The sequence below is a fragment of the Psychrobacter urativorans genome (assembly GCF_904846675.1).
Classification (GTDB): Bacteria; Pseudomonadota; Gammaproteobacteria; order Pseudomonadales; family Moraxellaceae; genus Psychrobacter; species Psychrobacter urativorans_B.
Genome location: NZ_CAJHBT010000018.1, coordinates 16,597 through 35,181 on the forward strand (window position 1 = coordinate 16,597; position 18,585 = coordinate 35,181).

16 protein-coding genes are annotated in these 18,585 nt (G+C 43.3%); 5 read left to right on the top strand and 11 right to left on the bottom strand.

Annotated elements, in window-relative coordinates; genetic code table 11:
• Positions 1 to 7: 7 nt before the first annotated feature.
• The 4 genes from rarD to pheA form a co-directional block, all read right to left on the bottom strand.
• Complete coding sequence (rarD, locus tag JMY06_RS08955) at positions 8 to 955, bottom strand: EamA family transporter RarD (RefSeq protein WP_201526104.1); 948 nt, start codon at positions 953 to 955, stop codon at positions 8 to 10.
• A 413-nt stretch (positions 956 to 1,368) separates the two neighbouring features.
• Positions 1,369 to 3,678: a bifunctional prephenate dehydrogenase/3-phosphoshikimate 1-carboxyvinyltransferase gene (locus tag JMY06_RS08960; protein WP_201617987.1), complete on the bottom strand. Its 2,310-nt coding sequence runs from the start codon at positions 3,676 to 3,678 to the stop codon at positions 1,369 to 1,371.
• 152 nt (positions 3,679 to 3,830) lie between these two features.
• The gene (gene hisC / locus JMY06_RS08965) at positions 3,831 to 4,970 is read right to left on the bottom strand and encodes a histidinol-phosphate transaminase (RefSeq protein ID WP_201617969.1); all 1,140 of its coding nucleotides are present in this window, start codon (positions 4,968 to 4,970) and stop codon (positions 3,831 to 3,833) included.
• 69 nt (positions 4,971 to 5,039) lie between these two features.
• Positions 5,040 to 6,224, bottom strand: coding sequence for a prephenate dehydratase (pheA, locus tag JMY06_RS08970; RefSeq protein ID WP_201617970.1), 1,185 nt, complete (start codon positions 6,222 to 6,224; stop codon positions 5,040 to 5,042).
• Positions 6,225 to 6,677: 453 nt separating this feature from the next.
• Here pheA and JMY06_RS08975 point away from each other — a divergent pair, with 453 nt between their 5' ends.
• Positions 6,678 to 7,619 carry a transaldolase gene (locus tag JMY06_RS08975; protein ID WP_201617971.1) on the top strand — a complete coding sequence of 314 codons (942 nt, stop codon included), beginning with the start codon at positions 6,678 to 6,680 and terminating at the stop codon, positions 7,617 to 7,619.
• A gap of 145 nt (positions 7,620 to 7,764) precedes the next feature.
• On the opposite strand, the gene JMY06_RS08980 is transcribed toward JMY06_RS08975, so the two are convergent.
• Positions 7,765 to 8,067, bottom strand: coding sequence for a hypothetical protein (locus JMY06_RS08980; protein WP_201617972.1), 303 nt, complete (start codon positions 8,065 to 8,067; stop codon positions 7,765 to 7,767).
• Positions 8,068 to 8,250: 183 nt separating this feature from the next.
• On the bottom strand, positions 8,251 to 8,820 hold the full coding sequence (locus tag JMY06_RS08985) for an adenine phosphoribosyltransferase (RefSeq protein ID WP_201526098.1): 570 nt from the start codon (positions 8,818 to 8,820) through the stop codon (positions 8,251 to 8,253).
• Positions 8,821 to 9,128: 308 nt separating this feature from the next.
• Here JMY06_RS08985 and JMY06_RS08990 point away from each other — a divergent pair, with 308 nt between their 5' ends.
• Positions 9,129 to 9,293, top strand: coding sequence for a rubredoxin (locus JMY06_RS08990; protein ID WP_201526097.1), 165 nt, complete (start codon positions 9,129 to 9,131; stop codon positions 9,291 to 9,293).
• Between the two features lie 12 nt (positions 9,294 to 9,305).
• A complete protein-coding gene (locus tag JMY06_RS08995; RefSeq protein ID WP_201526096.1) occupies positions 9,306 to 10,328 on the top strand; it encodes an alpha/beta fold hydrolase in 1,023 nt (340 codons plus the stop codon).
• A gap of 96 nt (positions 10,329 to 10,424) precedes the next feature.
• Here JMY06_RS08995 and JMY06_RS09000 read toward each other — a convergent pair whose 3' ends face one another.
• A complete protein-coding gene (locus JMY06_RS09000; protein WP_201617973.1) occupies positions 10,425 to 11,480 on the bottom strand; it encodes a WG repeat-containing protein in 1,056 nt (351 codons plus the stop codon).
• 260 nt (positions 11,481 to 11,740) lie between these two features.
• Between JMY06_RS09000 and JMY06_RS09005 the strand changes: the two genes are divergently transcribed.
• Positions 11,741 to 12,673 (top strand): DMT family transporter, encoded by a 933-nt coding sequence (locus JMY06_RS09005; protein WP_201526094.1) that lies wholly within the window; start codon positions 11,741 to 11,743, stop codon positions 12,671 to 12,673.
• A gap of 31 nt (positions 12,674 to 12,704) precedes the next feature.
• Here the strand turns inward: JMY06_RS09005 and JMY06_RS09010 are convergent, their stop codons facing one another.
• Together JMY06_RS09010 and JMY06_RS09015 are read right to left on the bottom strand one after the other, a co-directional pair.
• Entirely contained in the window at positions 12,705 to 12,878 is a 174-nt protein-coding gene (locus JMY06_RS09010; RefSeq protein ID WP_201526093.1) for a hypothetical protein, read from the bottom strand.
• Positions 12,879 to 12,963: 85 nt separating this feature from the next.
• Positions 12,964 to 14,295: a solute carrier family 23 protein gene (locus JMY06_RS09015; RefSeq protein WP_413786911.1), complete on the bottom strand. Its 1,332-nt coding sequence runs from the start codon at positions 14,293 to 14,295 to the stop codon at positions 12,964 to 12,966.
• Positions 14,296 to 15,015: 720 nt separating this feature from the next.
• Between JMY06_RS09015 and JMY06_RS09020 the strand changes: the two genes are divergently transcribed.
• Entirely contained in the window at positions 15,016 to 16,449 is a 1,434-nt protein-coding gene (locus JMY06_RS09020) for an L-serine ammonia-lyase (RefSeq protein ID WP_201617975.1), read from the top strand.
• Positions 16,450 to 16,575: 126 nt separating this feature from the next.
• Here JMY06_RS09020 and JMY06_RS09025 read toward each other — a convergent pair whose 3' ends face one another.
• Both JMY06_RS09025 and argJ read right to left on the bottom strand, forming a co-directional pair.
• On the bottom strand, positions 16,576 to 16,974 hold the full coding sequence (locus JMY06_RS09025; RefSeq protein ID WP_201526090.1) for a DUF4377 domain-containing protein: 399 nt from the start codon (positions 16,972 to 16,974) through the stop codon (positions 16,576 to 16,578).
• Between the two features lie 337 nt (positions 16,975 to 17,311).
• Positions 17,312 to 18,553: a bifunctional glutamate N-acetyltransferase/amino-acid acetyltransferase ArgJ gene (gene argJ, locus JMY06_RS09030; protein ID WP_201617976.1), complete on the bottom strand. Its 1,242-nt coding sequence runs from the start codon at positions 18,551 to 18,553 to the stop codon at positions 17,312 to 17,314.
• Positions 18,554 to 18,585: the final 32 nt, after the last annotated feature.

The window sequence follows — 18,585 nt, forward strand, 5'->3', positions numbered from 1 at the left end:
TTTACTATCAGGCATCACCACGCAAGCGTGCTGCTTTTAGCTGTTTACTAGGACGATTTCGCCATAAATCAATACTGAATAATAACAGACCAAACCAAATCAAACCAAATACCGCTAAGCGATGTAAATCAAATGGTTCGTTATAATAAAATACTGCTAGGAAAAAAATAAAGGTCGGCGTCAGATAGTTCATAAAGCTTAAAATACTAAAGGCAACCAGTTTAGTAGACTTATTAAATAATAGTAGCGGTATCAAGGTAATTGGGCCTGCAATCATCAACAACCAAATAGAGGGCGTAAACCAAAAACTTAACTGGCTACTCACTACATCCGACTGCCAAAACCACCATAGACAAATAGGCACGAGCATCGTGGTTTCTACAAACATGGCATCAACGGCGGTCAGTGGCGTTTGTCGTTGAATGGTACCATAAGTGCTAAAACTAAATGCCAATATCAATGATATCCACGGCAAGCTACCAATCATAACCACTTGAATGACCACCGATAATAGCGCAAATCCAATCGCCACCCATTGCAGCATGCGCAAGCGCTCTTTGAATAATATCATCGATAACGCCACCCCGACCAATGGCCCGATGAAATATCCTAAACTGGCCTCAAGGATACGGTCATGATTAACTGCCCAGACATAAGTGAGCCAGTTGGTGGCGATAATCAAACCTGATATAAAGCTAAATGCTATCCATCTTGGATTTTGCTTGAGGGTCTCAATCCATTGCCAGCGTTTCGTAACGACCAGCACCACCAGCAAACATGCAAACGTCCAAATGATACGATGACCAATGATCTCGGTGGCATCGTAGGCGGCTAATTGTTTAAAATATAATGGAAAGATGCCCCAGATGGAAAAAGCAACGAGCGCCGTTAAAATACCGCGCCTAGTGGTTTGGATAGGGGTTACTGATTTTTTAACGACGTTTTGGGTAGTCATAAGACAAAACAACTCTTTTAGAGCAAAGTGCGCCCCTACTTATTTTTAATAATGAATTAATAATAAGTGGCAAAGACGTCAGGTTCACTACAGTAGTGATTAGAAATTAAATAAAGTGTGTCATCAATTCAATCATAAGACTTAAATTGAGGTAAATAATGATACGCCCTATTATTAAAATAGAAAAGCAATGCATCGGCATCCTATCGATACTGACGCATTGCTAAACAATGATTTTCAAGATGGCAGCTGATTAAACTAATTACCACTTAATAGCTTTAAACAGTTACTTTCAATTAAAGATATTAAAACAGTCACTTCTAAATTGAAGATATTAAACTGATACTTTCACTTTTAAACTAATACGCTTAAAACATTTCTTAAACTAAGACTATCAGTTTTATAGCTGTACTTTAAGCTTCATTCGTACCAGCATCAATTTCAATAGCCATACCGATATGATTGGCAAGTTCAGCAAAACCTGGGAAGCTGGTATTCACGGTTTCTATACCTTCGATGGTAATTTTCTTCGATGCACGTAGACTGGAAATGGCAAAGCTCATCGCTATACGGTGATCATGATGCGACACGATATGACCGCCCCCAAATACCGGCTGGCGGTTATTTATTTGACTGGTATTTAAATCGCCACCGTCACCCTCAATACTTTTTCCTTCAATGATAAGACCATCATCAGTGACGGTACAATCAACACCAAGAGTTTGCAAACCTTCTGCCATCACTGCGATGCGGTCAGACTCTTTTACGCGCAGCTCTTTGGCACCTGTTAAGACAGTACGGCCTTTTGCACAGCTAGCAGCAATAAATAGCACTGGGAACTCATCAATCGCTAGCGGCACTAAGGACTCTGGTATCTCAATACCCACTAGATTAGAGCTGCGGATAGTGATATCAGCAACAGGCTCACCGCCAACATGGGTCTCATTACTCGAAGTGATATCAGCATTCATAAGCTTCAAGATATCGATAATACCCGTACGCGTCGGGTTAATACCTACTTGGGTTAAAGTCAGCTCGCTATCTTGGCTAATAGCAGCAGCGACCATAAAGAATGCCGCCGATGAGATATCGGCAGGCACAGCAATAACACCGCCGGTTAATTTACCGCCACCTTCAACACTAATACGGTTGCCATCTACTTTTACTTCATAGCCAAAGGCCGATAGCATACGCTCCGTATGGTCGCGGCTCACTTCCGGCTGAGTGACTGTCGTTGTACCCTCGGCCCATAATCCCGCTAATAAAAGACAAGATTTAATCTGTGCTGACGCTACTGGCATATCATAATGGATACCTTGTAGCGATTTGCCAACATTATCACGACCCGTAATACTTAAAGGTGAAGTACCGCTAGTACCAGTACTTTGAATGACTGCACCCATCTGACGCAATGGCGCGGCAACACGTTCCATCGGACGTTTATTGAGACTGGTATCACCGGTTAAAACACTATCGAATGCTTGCGCAGCTAAAATACCGGATAACAGACGCATACTAGTGCCTGAGTTGCCCATATATAGCGGCGTTTTGCTCGGTTTTAGCCCATTCATACCAACACCATGAATAGTCAACTTGCCTTTATCAGGCCCTTCAATAGTCACGCCCATATCACGAAAGGCTTGCAGGGTTGCTAAAGCATCTTCCCCTTCTAAAAATCCAGTGACATGGGTAATACCTTCAGCAATACTACCAAGCATGATGCTACGGTGAGATATAGACTTGTCACCCGGAATGGCGATAGTGCCAGCAACGGTAGTGCTAGGCGAAATAATATAAGAAGCTGACATGGCAGAAATATCCGTATAAGGAGTGCTGGCTAACATATGGCCAAAATGTCGCCGTGCGGCTTGCGCGCGGCCCAAAAGTCCCATCAGGGCGGTAGAATCTTTATCAATAATGAGCTGACGCATCGTCTGTAAATAGATACCGTACTCATCAAGGGCGCTCACAATCGCGCTTTGGTTGGTAAAAAATATATCATGCCACATTTTTGGATCACTGGCAGCGATACGGGTAAAATCCCGAAACCCGCCAGCAGCATAGCGAAACATATCTAAATTATCATCGTGACTCGCCAATTGCTCAACCAAGTTAAAAGCGAGCAAGTGCGGCAAATGACTGGTATGCGCCAATATCGAATCATGATGATCAGCCTCCATCGCCATTACTGTCGCGCCAACAGCTTCCCATAACTGCCGCAGCTTATTAATGGCAGCAGGACTGGTGGTTGGCAGCTCACAAATGATGACACTGTGATTGACAAACAATTCGGCGCGGCGAGCATGATAGCCTGAATTTTCAGCACCAGCAATCGGATGCGCTGGCACTAGACCGACAGGCAAAGTGCTAAACATGGCTTTGGCGGCGGCAATGATATTACCTTTGGTACTACAAACATCGGTGATAATGCAATCTTTTGCAAGCTGACCGCTATCCATGACAGCTTCGATGTCAGCAAATACCGCCTCTACTGCTTGCACAGGGACAGCAATGACGATTAGATCACTGCCGCTAACCACATCACTAAGAATTGAGCCGCCCGCATCAAGCAAGCCTTGCTCAATGCCCGCCTCTATACTTGGGACATATCCATCGACTGCCACCAAACGCCTGCTTAAGTTATTGTCTTTAATCGCTTGCGCCAAGCTGGCGCCAATCAGCCCTAAACCAATAATACAGACCTGCTGGAATAGCGGTTGCATCTTGGTTAAGGCTGGATCTGATTGTGCTTGCCTAATTGTCACTTGATTCAATTCTTGCATAGTTTTCTAATTAGGTGGCATTCTGATTTATTGTTTGACTGAACTGATTTTGCTGCTGACTCTTGAGTGACTTACCTAATATGAGTAGCAGTTTAATCATTAGTCAATATAGAGCGCAGTGTATCAATCAGGCGCATATTGTCTTCAGCTACGCCAACCGTTATCCGCAACCAATCGGACAAGCCATAGCCTACAAGTGGACGCACAATAACGCCTTGCTCAAGCAGCGCCTGATTAATAGTCGCTGTATCTTCATCATCAATTTCAACCATAATGAAGTTGGCATATGACTTAATAAAACCAAGTCCTAACGCGTCAAATTGCTTTTCTAACCAGCGCATTTGCTCTTGATTGGTTTGGCGGACAGTTTCGATAAAGTCTTGGTCAGCAAGAGCGGCGGCGGCGGCGGCCAATCCAATACGGCTGACATTAAATGGCTGGCGAACACGATTCAACAAACCAGCTACTGACGCTGAGCTGAGTGCATAACCAATACGCAGTCCTGCCAGTCCGTACGCTTTAGAGAAAGTGCGCACAATGACCACATTATCAAACTCATCTAATAGCGCCCGATTATTACTTTCTGGGCTATATTCAGTATAAGCTTCATCTAATACCACCAATACTGAGCTTGGCAGACTGGCAACAAACTGACGCAATTCTGAGCGCTCAAGCTGAGTGCCCGTTGGATTATTAGGATTGGCAATAAAGACAATCTTAGTATTGGCATTGTCTGCGACTGCCTGACGCATGGCATCAAGGTCATGACCAAAATACTGCGCTGGCACTTCAATACCAGTCGCCCCTTGCATCTTCGCCAGCATTGAATAAACCACAAACGCATATTGGCTATAGACTATCGCGTCATCAGCACCCACAAACGTACGTGCCAAGATATCAAGCAAATCGTTAGAACCATTACCGAGGGTGATACAGTCTAACTTTATACCTGTAAAATCAGCAATGCCTTGCTTAAGATAATAACCATTGCCATCTGGATAACGCGCCAACTGCCCCAACTGCTCAGTAATTGCCAAAGTCACAGAAGGTGAGCAGCCTATCGGATTCTCATTACTCGCCAGCTTTACCACGTCAGATACGCCATATTCACGGGTTAGCTCTTCAACTGGCTTGCCCGTTTGATACGGTGCTAAATCTAAGATGCTGTCATAAGCAACCGTTGGCTGTGGTGAGTTCAAATCTGTCGTTTGCGTCGATTCAGTGGACTGCATGGTTTATCCTTAGATGTAATTGCTCATCTATTATTGGTATTTATCATTACTAAGATTGATTTACTCTAACTATAGTACCGCTTTTGGGTATGAGCCTAATATCCGCACATCTTTAACTAAAGGACGGATATCAGCAATAGCAGCGCTGACATTTGGATCTTGGATATGACCATCCATATCAATGAAGAAAACATACGCCCACTTATTAGGACGTTCAGGACGAGTCTCAATACTGGTCATGGATACGCCATGCTTAGATAACGGCTTTAATATCTCAATAAGCGCGCCGGCTTTATCATGAGCAGAAACCACAATAGAGGTTTTATCTTGACCTGATGGTGCAATCGACTCGTGACCAATAATCAAGAAACGTGTGGTGTTACTAGGATTGTCTTCGATGTTTGAATAGAGCTTATGCAAATCATATTCTGCAGCCGCCACATCCCCAGCGATAGCCGCTGAGTGCCATTCGTTTTTGAGGCGACGGGCGGCTTCACCATTACTTGATACGGCGACACGCTCAATATTAGGGAAATTCACATCGAGCCAATGACGGCACTGTGCTAATGACTGTTGGTGCGAATAGATACGGCTAAGACCGTCAAGCTTGGTATGCTCAGCCACTAAAAAGTTTTGATGAATAGGCAGCTCAACTTCACCAATAATTTTCAGTGTTGAAGATAAAAATCCGTCAAGAGTATGATTAACTACGCCTTCAGAAGAGTTTTCTACTGGCACCACACCATACATCGCAGTACCCGCTTCTACTTCACGGAACACATCAGTGATAGTCGTTAGCGGCAAAGTATCAGCAGCTTTACCAAAATGCTTTAATGCAGCGGCATGCGTAAAGGTGCCCAAAGGCCCCAAAAAGGCAATGCGCTGCGGCGCTTCTAAATCCAAACATACCGACATGATTTCACGGAACAGTCTCGCCATTTTTTCATCAGCGATAGGGCCAGTATTACGGGCCATGACTGCTTTTAATACTTGCGCTTCACGTTCAGGGCGATAAAAAATAGGATTGCGGACGCTAGCATCGGCATTGCTACTGGCGGCATGGTCTTTCTTAACAATCGCTACTTGTTGCGCGAGCTTGGCACGATTATTAATCAGCGTATGAATCTCACAGTCTACTGCATCAATATTTTGGCGTAGGCGATTTAAAAACTCTTGATCAGTAGTAGACTCGCTGCTATCAGTGTTCGCTTGGTTTAAATTGGCTGCTAGTTGCTCTGGTGACTGCTCACTCATAACCGCTTATCCTTGTTTAAATCTGTTATGTATCACTGTGATAACGTTAAATGATAGGGCTGTTTGGCCTATTATTAGTATAATACAGCGCCATTTATCGCCATAAGCTACTTATATTGTACATCTATCAAACTGAATTTTTATTTAAATGAGACAAAAATAGCCATTTAAATAAAACTACTCGAAAACAGCTATGTAAAGAATTTGAATCCAAGATAATTGCGCAAAGCTAATGGTCAAATGGCTAACCGCATCTACTATAGCAAAAACTAGGCAAAGTGCCCATCTGTAAATGGCTGTAAATATGCGAAATGTCCTAAACCTTGGAGTAAACCCTATAAATGCTCAGGTACAGTAAAACTATGCGCCAACCCAGATGCGAAACTATGTTACAGTTTAAGGCTATTTACGAGCCTCTTAGAAAAACGTTAATTGACTATAAAAGGATATAAGATGAGCGCATTACAACAGCTTCGCACTATGACTACCATTGTCGCTGATACCGGCGACCTGGCCGCCATTGCGCGCCTAAAACCTATCGATGCGACCACCAATCCCAGCCTAATTACCAAAGCGCTCATTCATCCTGACAATCAAGCCACGCTCTCAGATACAATGAACAATCATCAAGGTAACGTAGATGCGGTCATTGACGCGCTAACGATTCAGATAGGCTGCGATATTCTAGACTTAATCGAAGGACGGGTATCAACTGAGGTCGATGCGCGCTTGTCCTACGATACTCAAGCGACGATTGATAAAGCTTTGGAATTTATGGACGCTTATGCAAGTGCAGGCGTTGACCCAGAACGGGTGCTGATTAAAATGGCGGCAACATGGCAAGGCATTGAAGCGGCGCGCTACCTTGAAACCCAAGGCATTCATTGTAATTTAACCTTATTATTTGGTCAGCATCAAGCAGTTGCCTGTGCCGATGCCGGTGTGACTTTGATATCGCCTTTTGTTGGTCGTATCTTAGACTGGCAAAAGCACCAACAAAGTCGCCAAAACGTCCCCGCATCTGATGACATGGGCGTGCAATCGGTCAAACTCATTTACCAATACTATAAACAGCACGGTTATAAAACACAGGTCATGGGCGCAAGCTTTCGCTCAACCGAGCAGATTTTAGCGCTGGCAGGCTGTGATTTATTGACTATTGCTCCCAATCTTATTGACGAGTTAGCAGCGATGGATACCACCGTTACTCGCCAGATGTCTCCGAGCATGTCAATGGAAATGGACAGTATGAAGCGCGTCAGCTTAACTCATGAAGAATTTAGCCAAGCCTATCAGCAAGATAAAGTAACCCAAGATTTATTACCCAAAGGTATTGATGGCTTTATTGGGGCGCGCGATGAGCTTGCTCAGACGTTGGCGGCAATGCGCAATTAGAGCTGAATTGAGTAAGGTGTTTTTACGGCTAAGCTCAATATTGGGCTTAGCCTAAAAGTAATAATTACAACAATAAAAAAGGCATACTCAATTTAAGAGGATGCCTTTTTTTATAATCTACTTTTAACAAAATACCTTTAACGAATTAATTATCGAGGAAAACAATATTTTGATTTAATTCAGATTTTGTTTTTTCATACTGTTTTCTTTCAGAGTCTGTTTTGTAGGAATAACCTTCAGACTTCATACAATAAGCAATCACCCTCTCTGCTTGCTCTTCTGGAAGATTTTCAGCATTCACATCTGTTCTACAATAGCCCAACTGGTCTGTAGCTGATTGTTTACTTACCCCATCTTTATACCACGACGCTTCTGGAACGTACGAGGTACAAGCAGAGATTAATCCTATTGCTAGGGTTAAGGTGGCGGATTTAAATAAAATATTCATAATAACAACTCACTCCTAAGATAGACTTTTTTTAAATTCTACACAGTAACTATGACAAAGCAACCTAAATTATTGATTTTTTAAACTTGTGCTTGCTTATGAATAATATACAGATTGTAGGTTCAATACTTTTTTATAAGATATCATCAATTCGTTTAATTTTCCCATAAAAAAAGCAACTTTCTAAGCTTTCAGTACCGTATAAACCGGCACCGGAAACTCACCATGCAAATCAACCAAATCTAATAATACTAGCGCGCCCACTACCGTATGCGCGGCAGACTGGCACAACTCATAAGCGGTGGTCAGTGTGCCGCCCGTTGCTAAGATATCATCGACCAAGAGTACACGCTCAGGTGGCAAATTATTTTGCATCTCAAGGGTATCTTTTCCGTATTCTAGCGCATAAGCCTTATTCGCAACTGGTGGTGGCAGCTTACCCGGTTTACGCAGTAAAATCATGCCTTTACCCAAACGCCCTGCTATTAAACTTGCAAACACAAAGCCACGTGCCTCAACGGCTCCTAAGCAATCTACCTCATCTAGCAATCCAGCAGGCAATACCGCAAGCAGCGCATCAACGACTTCATTAATATGACTGCGCAATAAAGGCGTGATATCATAAAAATCAACGCCCACTTTCGGAAAGTTAGGAACGGTACGAATAACTTGCCAAAATGGATGATCGGTGTTTAACACATTGGCAGCGACAGATGATGTATTGGCTTGTGTGGTAGAGGCAGTAGCACTCATAATAACCCTTAACTTAAATGGCTTGAATAGTAATATGACAGCGACAAACAATGTCTAAAATAGGAAAGTTAACGCCGGTTATCATAACATAATTGGCTTTGTGCGTGCGGTTGAGCGAGCAAGAAGCCAATGACTTAAACAGAATAAATCATAAATAGTGACTTGATAACTGCTTATTTATCTCAATATACAAGTGTAAACTTAATCACGAAAATTGCGGTTATATGCTACACTACGTGCGTTTTTGTGGTCTTTACTGACTATAAATTGACAGACTGTAAAAGTGATAATAATTGATAGGATTATATATGAACCGTTATGAATGTATCGTCTGTGGTTGGATCTATGATGAAGAGCTTGGCTGCCCTGAAGAAGGTATCGCCCCTGGTACTAAATGGGATGACATCCCTGACGACTGGACATGCCCTGAGTGCGGCGTAGGTAAGTTAGATTTTGAGATGGTAGAACTTTAAGTAGGAGCGCTTATGACGAACTCAAGTTATCCTAATGGTACCGACGCATCTGAAAATGCCGTCAGCTATCCGACGCCGGCATGGCAAAAATTCGGTGTGCATGATTGGCGAGCCTCCGATCTTAGCGACCATCTTTATCAAGCCATGTTTGATATTGGCGATGGGATTAATTTATGCGTTGAAGCTGGCGGTAATCCTGATAATCCACCATTATTGATGGTAATGGGGCTTGGCTCACAAATGGTATTTTGGCCTGATGGTTTTATCAAGCGCCTGATTGATGCCGGATTTTTTGTGATTCGCTTTGATAATCGGGATATCGGTCTGTCGTCCAAAGTGCAGATTGAAGGTCTACCGCGCGTCAGTCAGCTGAAGATGATGCTGCGCCTACAAACGGGGCTGTCTAATAAAAGCCAACAGGTTGCCTATAATCTGACGGATATGGCTGAAGATACCGTGCGTCTCATTAAGGCGTTACATCTGAGTAGCACCCACCTGCTTGGGGCCTCTATGGGCGGTATGATTGCCCAGATCGTCGCTGCCCGCTACCCAAGTTTGGTAAAGCGGATGGTGTTGATGTTTACTACCACCAATCGCGCGTTTTTGAGACCGCCAAAAGCTAGGCAGCTATACACTCTAATCAATCGCCCTGAGAGCCATTCTGAGCGTGATATTGTGCGCCATAGTGTCTGGTTTATGAAAACTGTTGGTACGCCGGGGCATGTCAACGTGCGTACCGTCCGTGAAATTGCCAAGCTACGTTATCAGCGCAACTTTCATCCACTCGGTGCCGTGCAGCAGCTCAATGCTATCTTATCGTCAGGCTCTATCAGTCGCTTTAGCAAGCAAGTCAAAGCGCCGACCATCGTCATTCATGGTAGTGCCGATGGGCTACTGCCCACCTCACAAGGACGGGTAGTTGCCAAGACCATTCCTAATGCGACATTTTATTTAATCGAAGGCATGGCGCATGATATTCCAGCGTATTATCAGCCGTATCTAGTCGATCTAATTCGCAACCATTTATTAGATTAAATAGTTTTAGAAAAGAAGTTAAAACATAAATAATCTATGCTTTAACTCCTTTTCTTGCACTGACATTTTAATAATAACTATCTCTTAATTATCATTTTATCTACAGCTAACATACGCTCCTTCTTTATCAATACACATTTTTGCGCCATTCTTAAGGCTACCCACCCAAGCTTTACCGTTTTTAAATACAAACGATGGCGCATCTTTATCGCTATCACTGGCTATAATACCGTTATCATCAAAGCCAAAAGGTATGACCAGCTCGCCGCCTAAATTCAAAAAACCCCACTTATCATCAACACGCACACCAGCCAATCCTTCAGAAAATGGTCGAACCTCATCAAATGAATAGGTAATCATGATCACATTTTTCTCGTCCACAAATCCCCACTTACCATCTTGTTGATGGGGCTGCAATGTGTTAAAGCCAGCTGAAGGTTTTGGCGGCGCTAATGTGGATATCTTGTCTCTAGATGCAGGCTTATCAAGTTTTTTGTTAGTAGCAGACGCTTGAGCGCTGTCATTGTGATTAGTGCCTTTAGAGTTAGGATTGGTGATGAGATTGCCATTTTTGTCCAGCAAGCTGATCGCCTTATTTTTACGCACGCGCGCCACGCCCCCTCGATAATTATCGATATCACTAATCGCCGCTGAGAAAGGTACGATAGTTTGATTGCTAGTACTAATAACGCCATACTTACCTGCTTTTTTGACCACAATTCGCCCCTCAGATACCGGTCGCGCCCAGCCTTGTCCACCACTCAGCATATCATAGACAGTGGGAATAACTTCACGACCTTGCATATTGACATAACCGACTCGGCTATTGCGTAGAACAGGGAATAGACCGCCAGCGATCTTATTGGCATCGACCTTTTGATAGCGTGATAAATCGACGACAGGTTTACCCCTGCTATCAATCAGCGCCACAGGTGCACCAAAATCTTTCGATGCTAAAAAATAACCGCTATTAGCAGTACAAGTGACATTTTTATAATAACTTTTGGGCAGCTGACAGCTAGCAGCTTGTGCAGTTGGCATGGTAAAAAGCATACTTAATACAACACTCGTACCAATAATCAGACGTGATGGATTAACTGATAATAGTTTATTTGATGATTTTGACGCTGAGCCTATTGGGCTTTGAGACATAATAAAACCTAAGTTAAGAATTTATATCAGGCGTATAAGGTATGAAATAACGGTAATATTACTCGCTATTTTAAGTGGTTAGGCTAACAAATAGAGACATTAACGCCAATACTATTCCTGTAAGAGTGTGACGGTAATATATAAACCTTGTCAGCAATTTGTTCCATTAAACATTGGCTGATAGCATTTATGTTTGACTCTAAAACCTTTACAATTGAGGCTTTTTTAAATTGCTTGTTGGGCAATGACAAGGACAAATTATGGCTGTCGCCTCTTCACGTTCTGCATCCATCGGCCTAATCATCGGTTGTATTATTTTTGGCTTAGGCAGCCTGATTGTTGCCCATGTCGATATTGGCGGCTGGGCGATGTCATTTTGGCGGCTTGCTATCTCGGGGGTGGTATTTACGCTACTGGCTAAATTCATGGGCCAACGCTTACCACGCTCAAGACGCGCCATCGTATTTGGTTTATTATCAGGGGTATTTTTAGGCTTGGACTTGGCGCTTTGGCACGAGAGTATTTATGCTGTCGGTCCTGGTATCTCCACCCTACTTAACAGCTTACAGATTTTCTTTTTGGCTGCGATTGGGTTTTTATACTTTAGTGAACGTCAGTCAATTTTGCAGCTGGGAAGTTTGTTTTTAGCAATGCTCGGGGTGGCGATGATTGGTAGCCCTGAGTTTGCGCAGAATACCAATGCGACATGGGGCTTTATAACGGGTATCGTATCAGGGGCAATGCTGGCGGCATCAATGACCTTTATCCGTAAGACTCACGATACCGAACCGACACCGATATTTGTGCTCATGCAGCTGATCAGTATTGGCGGTGTCTTAGCGATGATTGTACCAATGTTGGTCTTTGACATGGGTCATATATTGCCCAACACTTGGTCTGAGGTTGGTTGGATATTGGTTTATGGTGCAGTGATGCAGTGTATAGCTTGGGGGCTAATTGCTTACTCTATTCCCAAGCTGTCCTTAGCGTTGACCGGTCTGTTGCTATTGACCGAGCCGATTGCTGCATTAGTGATTGATTATAGCTGGCTAGATAAACCTATCAACACCTTACAATGGAGCGGCGCCCTGCTGACTTTATTCGCTATTTATTTGGGGTCACTAAAGCCCAAACCGCGCGACCTGCGACGCTATCGGTTTTTTGCACGGTTTTATAAGCGTAGGTATAAGTAAAGTTAATAATGAGACTATAGTAAATTCACGTTTATGATTTATTTGGAAATAGCTTCTTTGCTAAAGGCCAAACAATTAAGACTGATAGAGCAGCTATAATAGGTGTTGTGAGTGAGCTTGATTTAGGTATTAAAAACTCAGATAATAAAGTTGCTATTACTACAAATAAACCTGAAAATAAAACCATCTTTATATTTCGTTTCATATAACATTCACCCTAATATATTTAATCTATTTATAATATGAACTTAATTAACGATATCATATTTTTATAATAGGTAAGCTACTGCTTATTTTTGATAATTATTTTTTTGCCAGTTAAATAGCGTATTAAGCACGATAGCCGTTAAGGTCGCCGTACCAATACCGCCCAAATCAAAGCCTCCTAAATGCAAGCTAAAATTACCCGTGCCCATAATCACGGTAACCGCTGCAATAATCAAATTGCTATTTTTGCTAAAGTCGATATGACTATCAATCCAGATTTTCGCGCCAGCAATTGCAATCAAGCCTAACACCACGATGGACGCACCACCCAATAACGCCGGTGGGATGGTTTGAATAATCGCCCCAAACTTTGGTGATAAGCCGAGCAAGACCGCCACAATACCCGCCATCACAAAAATAGTCGTACTATAGACCTTTGTTACCGCCATGACACCGATATTCTCAGCATACGTGGTCACCCCTGTACCGCCAAAACCGGCTGAAAAAGTGGTCGCCAAACCATCAGCAAAGAAGGCTCGACCCATATAAGGCGTCACACGCAATTTGGTCATGCCTTCTACCGCTTTAAAATGCCCTAAGTTTTCGGCAATCAAAATAAAAGCAACAGGCGCAATTAAAATAATGGCGCTCATCTCAAAACGCGGCGCATGGATACCGGGCAGCCCAAACCAAGAGGCTGTTTGAATTCCACTAAAGTCGATAGGCATGCCAAAACCTAGCACATTAGTCATAACAAAGTAGGCGACATAGGATAATATCAAGCCGACCAGTAACAGCAAGCGCCTAAGCATACCGCGAGTGAATACCGCCACCCCACTGATAAGTAATACTGTCAGCGCCGCCATCCAAGCATCGAACTGATTGGCGGATACCCCTTGAATGGTCACCGGTGCCAAATTAAGACCGATAATCATCACAATCGCACCCGTAACGATAGGCGGCATCAAACGCTCAATCCAGCCCGTGCCAGTCTTGATAACCAATAAACCGACCAAGGCATAAATGATGCCGCACACCATAATGCCACCTAAAGCGACATTGAGATTACTATTAAAGCCTACGCCAGCATAAGCAGTAACGGCAATAACAGGACCAATAAACGCAAAACTTGAGCCCAAATAGCTGGGCATACGCCCACCGGTAATCATGAAGAACATGATGGTACAAATACCGGACATCAAAATCGCTAAATTAGGGTCAAACCCCATTAATAACGGAGCCAGTACCGTCGAACCAAACATCGCAAAAGTATGCTGGACGCCAAGCAGAACGCTTTTTGTAGGCGGCAGATATTCATTGATCCCGACAGGATTGCGATCCAAGTCCCCTTGGAAGGGTCGCCATGTTGGGAACCAACGACCATTTTCGAAGTCGGGATTGTGCGGTAAGCTCATCACTGCTGCATTGCTGCCAGTAGCGTCTGGCACTGAAGAGTCTTCGGTTGACTTAGAAGATTGCTTTGATTGAGAGGAGTGCTCTGAGGCAGATGTCATGCGCGCTGTTCCTGATTAATCTAAACTAATGAAGTCTTAAAAAATAAGATCACAATAGCTAGAAAATGATAACTAGAAATGGATATAGGGTAAATAGAAGCATTATAACGTTCGTATCATCCTATTTAGCGTATCGCATCATGACCGGCCGCTACTCTAAACTTACACTTGCAACCTTTGTTATGCTAACAGCTTGCCATCGTGGAGGCTTATTGTTAAAAGAGCGGTTATTTTTATAAAATTGTTATATTCTGCTAGATGTATGAGGCCGGATATGTTCTACTAAATGCACCGCTTCGGTTGCTCGCACCTTAATGTATTCTACAGCGACAACCAACTTACAGGATGTTACACGAGCGTTGATGCCAAGCATCATAACGGAAATTAATAATAAACAACAGCTATTATTCACCCGTCATCCGTACCACCACGTTTAAAATTTTTCATAGCTGATGCTCTAGGCTTACTGTCTAACGTTACTTATTCCCTATTGTTGTCTACCATATTCCCTCTGCGGATTCTGGTCTTTTTCCTATGCAGGCACTATAGGATATGCTATCAGCTATGCATATAAGCTAAAAGTCGCATTCACTCTATTTTACTTTTTTTCGGTGTATTATTATGATTAGTGTATTTGATTTATTTAAAATCGGGATTGGTCCATCAAGCTCTCATACCGTAGGCCCGATGGTGGCAGCTAATTTATTCTTAGCCTCACTACTCCAGCAAACGGAATTGACTGAGGTCACTGGTCTAGAGATTGAGCTATATGGCTCGCTAGCAGCGACTGGTAAAGGACACGCTACTGATACTGCCATCTTGTTAGGATTACTTGGCCACCAGCCAAGCACGATTGATACTAGGCTTACCAGTCAATACCTCTCACCCATTTTTGCTGATAAGCAACTGAATATATCAGGCAAACATAGTGTTGCCTTCGATGCAGAACGCAATATTCACTGGTATGGGGATACCGTTCTGCCCTACCATCCCAATGCGATGACTATTAGTGCACTATTAGGAGACGGTAGCCGCTATCAGCAAACATATTACTCAGTAGGCGGCGGTTTTGTCATCAATGATGAAGATGCCAACAATCCAGATGAGGATCATGCTACCCCGACTATTGATGTCATTCCCTACCCTTTCAATAGTGCTTCAGAGCTGCTTGAACAGTGCCGTGAGTATGGTCTGAGTATCAGCGACTTGGTATTGGCGAACGAACTGCATTACCGTAATAAAGAAGAAGTCTTTGCCTACTTGGATGCTATTTGGGAGTCAATGCAAGATTGCGTGACACGCGGCTGTCAAAACAGTGGCATATTGCCAGGCGGTTTGGATGTCAAGCGTCGTGCGCAAGCCTTACATTTACAGCTGTGCGCTGAAAAAGATCAGCCTAGTAGCAAAGAAGATAAGCTCGTGGCAATGGATTGGATTAACTTATATGCGCTAGCCGTCAATGAGGAAAATGCCAATGGCGGTAACGTGGTGACAGCCCCAACCAACGGCGCAGCTGGCATTATTCCTGCAGTCATGCATTATTATCGCGACTTTTTATCAGGTTATAGCATTGAGGGGGCGCGTAAGTTTTTGTTGAATGCCACCGCTATCGGTAGCTTAATCAAACAAAACGCTTCAATTTCTGGTGCGGAAGTCGGTTGCCAAGGAGAAGTTGGCTCTGCCTGCGCGATGGCAGCCTCTGCACTAGCCGAAATCTTAGGCGGCGATCCTGCCAAATGTCTCAATGCTGCTGAGATAGGTATTGAGCACAACTTAGGTCTTACGTGCGATCCTGTTGGCGGCTTGGTACAAGTGCCTTGTATTGAGCGCAATGCCATGGGCGCGGTAAAAGCTGTTAATGCGGCGCGTCTCGCCTGCCGTGGTGATGGGCAGCACTTTGTGCCTTTTGATAAAGTTGTTGAAACCATGAAACAAACGGGCGCTGATATGTTAGACAGTTATAAAGAAACGTCGCGTGGCGGACTTGCTATTTATGCTGATAACCGCATACCTACTGCCAGCCAAGGCGTTAGCGTTAAATATAGTCAGTGCTAATATAGCCTATTTAGTAATCGGTTCACACAAATCAGTTCACACAAAAAAGCCTCTAACGAATTAGAGGCTTTTTTGTGTGAATATTTACTACTTATTCATCAATATTTGATAAACAGACTTTAGACCTTATTCAGCAGTCTTTGAGATGATTTCGTTTAGAGACCAAGCTGGCTTCACCACACCTGATGCAGTATCAGCAATGGCTTCTTGGCGCACATCTAATATATAACGATAGTTTGGCTCGTAAGTAAAGCCTTGAATATTACCGTTTAATGTATTGAAGTTCTTCTGATAGGTTTGACGATACTGTAAGCATTCAGATTCAACTCTAGCACCTGCGGTGTTCATAACGGTACAGACAGCTTTACGCGGTGCAATCTCTACTTTAAAGCTTGGAATGTTTACAACTTTAACGTTGACCGTCTGACCTTCAACAACCATAGCGCGTTCGTCGGCTAAATTCATTGTAGAACAACCTGCTAATGCAAAAGTTGTCGCTAATGCTGCCATTGCTAATTTTTTCATTGGTTTTTCCTCAGTTAATTACTATTAAATCGTTAATGCCTTATCCAATAAATCATTAATGCCTTGTCGCAACTGTCTTGTTTAAACCGTCTAGGTTAATGACGTTAACGTTATAGATGTATGTTCAGAAGTACATAATCAGAAGTACATGAGCACTGACATTTGGGCATTAACAATGACGCTGTATCCACACAGCGCCACTTATTGTTGTACTGCACTCAGTATAAGCCGCATAAAACCTTATGCTCTATGACTGCTTTGTAAGTTAACGTCAGTATTTGCAACTGATCTTATGCAACGGCAGTCATCAATAATGATAACTTTTCAAATAAAGGCATTAGCTACGATAATCAGCATTAATTTTGATATAGTCATAAGACAAGTCACAGGTATAAACGGTATCACTTGCCGTACCACGGGCTAAATCTATATGAATGGTAATCTCCGGACGGCTCATGACTTCATTACCGGCCGCTTCAGTGTAGTCGCTAGCGACAGTACCGTTTTGGCAAATCATGACTTCATTTAGCGACACATCCACTTGCTCAGTATCTAAATCTTCGATACCAGCATAACCAACCGCCGCTAAAATCCGACCCCAATTGGCATCACTGGCAAAAAACGCAGTTTTAACCAAAGGTGAATGCGCAACCGCATAAGCCACATCGCAGCACTCGCTACTGGTTTTTCCGCCGGTTACTTTTATTATCATAAATTTCGTCGCGCCCTCTCCATCACGCACGATTAACTGTGCCAAGCGCACAAACACTTCTGTCAAAGCTTCAAATAATGGCTGATAATGGGGATGCTCAGGGCTATCAATAATTTGCGTGCTGGCTTTACCGGTGGCTATCAATACGCAGCAATCATTGGTTGAGGTATCACCATCGACAGTAATACGATTAAAGGACAGCTCATTAATAGCACTCAGCATCTTTTGTAATAAGTCAGCAGCAATATTGGCGTCAGTTGCGACATAGCCCAACATAGTCGCCATATTGGGACGAATCATCCCTGAACCTTTTGAGATACCGGTAATATGGTAACTGGTACTATTATTAGAAACAGCTTCAGCAATATCAACTTTTTGGCTAGCAAGCTTAGGAATAGTATCCGTGGTACGAATACCATTAGCCGCTGCTAACCAATTATCAGCGGCTAGATTGGCCAACGCTGCGTCCAATCCTGCTATTATTGCCTCACTATTGAGTGGCTCGCCGATAACACCGGTGGAGAACGGTAATACCGCGTTAGTATCTACGCCAGCTTTAATCGCTAATGCCGCACAAATATCTTCAGCACGGCGTTTGCCATCAGCACCGGTACCTGCATTAGCATTGCCAGTATTGGTAATTAAATAGCGCGGGCTGGTTTTTGCAAAATGCTCACGCAAGACACGTACGGGCGCGGCACAAAATGTATTTTTGGTAGTGACAACCGCTGTAGCAGCGCTATCAGGAATTTCCATAATGACTAAATCGTCACGGTCTTTATAGCGCACGCCTGCAGCGGTGGCGCTAAGTGTGATGCCATCAATAGCATAAATAGTTTCAGGTATTGCAATATTTCCGACAGCCATATAAAAATCCTTATTGTTTGGTTTTTATTAAA

Coding starts and splice junctions, on each gene's coding strand:
- rarD (WP_201526104.1), bottom strand. CDS start 955: ATGACTACCCAAAACGTCGTTAAAAAATCAGTAACCCCTATCCAAACC.
- JMY06_RS08960 (WP_201617987.1), bottom strand. CDS start 3,678: ATGCAACCGCTATTCCAGCAGGTCTGTATTATTGGTTTAGGGCTGATT.
- hisC (WP_201617969.1), bottom strand. CDS start 4,970: ATGCAGTCCACTGAATCGACGCAAACGACAGATTTGAACTCACCACAG.
- pheA (WP_201617970.1), bottom strand. CDS start 6,224: ATGAGTGAGCAGTCACCAGAGCAACTAGCAGCCAATTTAAACCAAGCG.
- JMY06_RS08975 (WP_201617971.1), top strand. CDS start 6,678: ATGAGCGCATTACAACAGCTTCGCACTATGACTACCATTGTCGCTGAT.
- JMY06_RS08980 (WP_201617972.1), bottom strand. CDS start 8,067: ATGAATATTTTATTTAAATCCGCCACCTTAACCCTAGCAATAGGATTA.
- JMY06_RS08985 (WP_201526098.1), bottom strand. CDS start 8,820: ATGAGTGCTACTGCCTCTACCACACAAGCCAATACATCATCTGTCGCT.
- JMY06_RS08990 (WP_201526097.1), top strand. CDS start 9,129: ATGAACCGTTATGAATGTATCGTCTGTGGTTGGATCTATGATGAAGAG.
- JMY06_RS08995 (WP_201526096.1), top strand. CDS start 9,306: ATGACGAACTCAAGTTATCCTAATGGTACCGACGCATCTGAAAATGCC.
- JMY06_RS09000 (WP_201617973.1), bottom strand. CDS start 11,480: ATGTCTCAAAGCCCAATAGGCTCAGCGTCAAAATCATCAAATAAACTA.
- JMY06_RS09005 (WP_201526094.1), top strand. CDS start 11,741: ATGGCTGTCGCCTCTTCACGTTCTGCATCCATCGGCCTAATCATCGGT.
- JMY06_RS09010 (WP_201526093.1), bottom strand. CDS start 12,878: ATGAAACGAAATATAAAGATGGTTTTATTTTCAGGTTTATTTGTAGTA.
- JMY06_RS09015 (WP_413786911.1), bottom strand. CDS start 14,295: ATGAGCTTACCGCACAATCCCGACTTCGAAAATGGTCGTTGGTTCCCA.
- JMY06_RS09020 (WP_201617975.1), top strand. CDS start 15,016: ATGATTAGTGTATTTGATTTATTTAAAATCGGGATTGGTCCATCAAGC.
- JMY06_RS09025 (WP_201526090.1), bottom strand. CDS start 16,974: ATGAAAAAATTAGCAATGGCAGCATTAGCGACAACTTTTGCATTAGCA.
- argJ (WP_201617976.1), bottom strand. CDS start 18,553: ATGGCTGTCGGAAATATTGCAATACCTGAAACTATTTATGCTATTGAT.